General features: G+C 37.8%; 6 protein-coding genes and 1 pseudogene. All 7 read right to left on the bottom strand.

What is annotated here, in order from left to right:
- Nucleotides 1–217: 217 nt before the first annotated feature.
- Complete coding sequence (locus tag VXK47_RS06010; RefSeq protein ID WP_435547866.1) at nucleotides 218–436, bottom strand: type II toxin-antitoxin system HicB family antitoxin; 219 nt, start codon at nucleotides 434–436, stop codon at nucleotides 218–220.
- Between the two features lie 373 nt (nucleotides 437–809).
- Complete coding sequence (locus VXK47_RS06005; RefSeq protein WP_435547865.1) at nucleotides 810–1,136, bottom strand: type II toxin-antitoxin system RelE/ParE family toxin; 327 nt, start codon at nucleotides 1,134–1,136, stop codon at nucleotides 810–812.
- Complete coding sequence (locus VXK47_RS06000; protein ID WP_435547864.1) at nucleotides 1,121–1,309, bottom strand: hypothetical protein; 189 nt, start codon at nucleotides 1,307–1,309, stop codon at nucleotides 1,121–1,123. Before VXK47_RS06000 ends, VXK47_RS06005 begins: the two co-directional genes overlap by 16 nt.
- Before the next feature lie 561 nt (nucleotides 1,310–1,870).
- Nucleotides 1,871–2,086 carry a DUF2283 domain-containing protein gene (locus VXK47_RS05995; protein WP_435547863.1) on the bottom strand — a complete coding sequence of 72 codons (216 nt, stop codon included), beginning with the start codon at nucleotides 2,084–2,086 and terminating at the stop codon, nucleotides 1,871–1,873.
- 89 nt (nucleotides 2,087–2,175) lie between these two features.
- Complete coding sequence (locus VXK47_RS05990; RefSeq protein ID WP_435547862.1) at nucleotides 2,176–2,361, bottom strand: type II toxin-antitoxin system HicA family toxin; 186 nt, start codon at nucleotides 2,359–2,361, stop codon at nucleotides 2,176–2,178.
- Complete coding sequence (locus tag VXK47_RS05985; RefSeq protein ID WP_435547861.1) at nucleotides 2,358–2,582, bottom strand: type II toxin-antitoxin system HicB family antitoxin; 225 nt, start codon at nucleotides 2,580–2,582, stop codon at nucleotides 2,358–2,360. Before VXK47_RS05985 ends, VXK47_RS05990 begins: the two co-directional genes overlap by 4 nt.
- A gap of 46 nt (nucleotides 2,583–2,628) precedes the next feature.
- A pseudogene (locus VXK47_RS05980) lies at nucleotides 2,629–2,751 on the bottom strand (IS1595-like element ISDssp6 family transposase); the annotation flags it as partial.

Here is a 2,751-nt window from a genome sequence, read left to right as displayed (position 1 = left end):
CAAATTAAAATTATAATAACAAGATTTATATGAATTATTTGGTGATTTAGCAGATGCCTGGGGTGGAAATGAGTGAGAAATTCAGACGAAACATCACTATTCCGCACCCGGATAAAAGTCAGGAATTTTCGATTTGCCTTCGGGGGTATACCGGGGGCATTTACTTTATCTGTTTTAATGTATAACGCAATGATTTTATAAGTATTGTATGATGTCTTTATAGAAAGAGGTTTGTGAAGCCGGACACCTTCGCAAAATCAACATTCTTAGCCCTTTCCAAGCGCGCTTCCATCAACTTCCGGGCCACATCCCTTGCAATCTCTATTGCTTCCGTGGATGTCCTTCCCTGTGCCACCAGTCCTTGTACTTCTTTTGATGTGGCCAGATAGACCCCCTCCGGCAGTTTTTTAACATGAATATTTATGATTCGTTCCATGATTATCTCGTCTTTAAGGATTAAAAAAAATAGGTGTTAAATTTTAGCTGCGTTGGCTTTGTCAGCTCTGTCCTCGGCGTATATATATACGCCTGCGGGAAAACCTCCTGTCGCCTTGCTATCTCTTTGAATGCAATCCGTTATTAGAGAGAGTAAAAAACCAAAACAAGATAAAGGGTTACTTATTCCTGCAAAAAATATAAAAATAGAACAGCTTGTCTAATGAACATAAATTTATAATTTTGCTAATACTTTGCTTTAAGTAAATCAAGTGGAAAAATTACAGGGGCATCTATGATTGCCTGAATAATAATTCCGGCCGCAATATATTACTCGTACTATTTAAAATACTTATTCAGCCGGCAATTTATATTTAAGCGCCTGCTTGTTCTGGACCACCATGACGTTTCCACAGAGAATCAAGATCACGAGCTCCATGCACGAAGGCAAGAATATATATATGTGTAGGTGTAATTTTATAAATGAGTCGATAGCTTCTGATAAAAAGTTCTCGGACATTCGGATCATTACTTTCCGGCACCACCCTGCCGCGTTCGGCGAAAGTCCTCAAAAACCGAGCTGCTGCTCGTGCTTCTTGAACAATTGCTGCTGCATAGTATTGAGAATCTTTTCCGATGAACTCTGCTACTTCCTTGAGATCATTGATAGCGGTTTCAGTCCACCTTACGTTTCGAGCCACTTTGATAACCTTGCATCAAATTCGTCTTCTGAAATCGTATGTCCTGCTTCGATATCTTTTATTCCACGATCAATCTTTTGCCGTACATATATATGGTACTGAATATCCTCAAAAGTTGAATCCTCGGGAAGTTCATTTATTATGCGGCGAACTTCTTCTTTTGCTGGAACCATAAACATTATCTCCTTTTACAAATTTATATTCAACTTTTCTTTTATACCAATATCCATTTAAAATCAAATAATTATTACTGAAAGGAAATCACGGTTAAAAAAAATCGGAGTTAAGTTTGAGCTGTTTTTATAAAAGTGTCTTAAAAAAATGATCTGATTGGCCAAACATACGCTACTTTTGACTAAGTATTTAAATCCTTAACGGTTTTGATTAAAAAAGATTTAACATCTTCAAAGTCAACTGTTTTGTCATTTTTAAAATTAATCGGTTCCGGTGGCTATGTCCGTAAAATAAACAAGGCTTTTTAAGATCAGATTGATGTCGATATCCGGAAATTTTTTATGCGATAGTTCCAATAGATCGTTTAGGTTATACGTCTGCAGGATAAAATGTAGATCAATATAGTCTTTGTTGCTGGCGCGTACCAGAATAAGGGTCGTATTACACTATTAAACTTGCTTGAAATTGATCAGGGGAACAGCCTTATACCTCAGAATTTAGAAAAATTGTATTAGGTTAGAGCTCCCCGTTGCAGATAACGGGGAGCTTTTGGCCTGTTGTCAGGCAACGTGTCTTTTTAATTCAATTGAAAGAGGCTTCTGTTTCTTCAGAGCACTGACTTTCGATATAGAAAAACCTATAATGTTTCCTGTATCATCAAGTCTTTCCAGTACTGCCTCGTTTACGGCCTCTTGACACTCACCGGCTTGCCTATCAAAAACAACTTCAAGATAGTCTCCCTCTTTGTCATACCAAACTTTTATTGCTTCTGCCATAGTATTTCACCCCTCTTTATGGTGTCAGTAAAATATGCAGTTATAATAAAACGGCAGGCTTGTAAAATGGGTTGGCTTGAGTGATTTTATCATGGCTTTGGTATTCTAAGGTCTTTACATATTTTTATCACCAGACATTCGTCAATTTCCCTATGGCGGGGGACTGTACTAACTTTCTTCTCATGGCGATTTACGTATACAGTATGATTTGCTCCCTCCCGCAAGAATTCACATCCGTTATCTTCGAGGTAACGAATTACGTCTTTTCGTTTCAAGCTGTTATTGCTCCAAACTCCTCTTTTATTATTTCTATCCCTTTCAGATCTTCTTCAACGATTTGGCGATTTGCCTCTAAGACAAGTTTTACCGCCTCGATCAAATTTCTTTTTGTTTCCTCAAGAGTATTTCCCTGAGAGTTTGCTCCGGGAAGTTCCTCTACATAGCCTATGTAGCCATAGGGTGATTTTCGAAAAATTGCCGTTAACTTTTCGTTCATTTCTTGTCACCTGCCTTTTATTTATTTTTGTTATTTGCCTATTGACTTAGCTGACCCGCTTTTTTGACATCAGCTCATCCCTCGTTATAGTGGTCGTTGTAGCGCAAGCAAATAATAAGCGATGGAACACTTCCTTATTCCAAAACCTACGATTGAAACGATAGCATAC

The sequence above is a fragment of the Desulfobacterium sp. N47 genome (genome assembly GCF_051233685.1).
Lineage (GTDB): Bacteria > Desulfobacterota > Desulfobacteria > Desulfobacterales > RPRI01 > RPRI01.
Note: the sequence above shows the minus strand (reverse complement) of the source record. Positions and strands in the feature narration are given on the sequence as shown.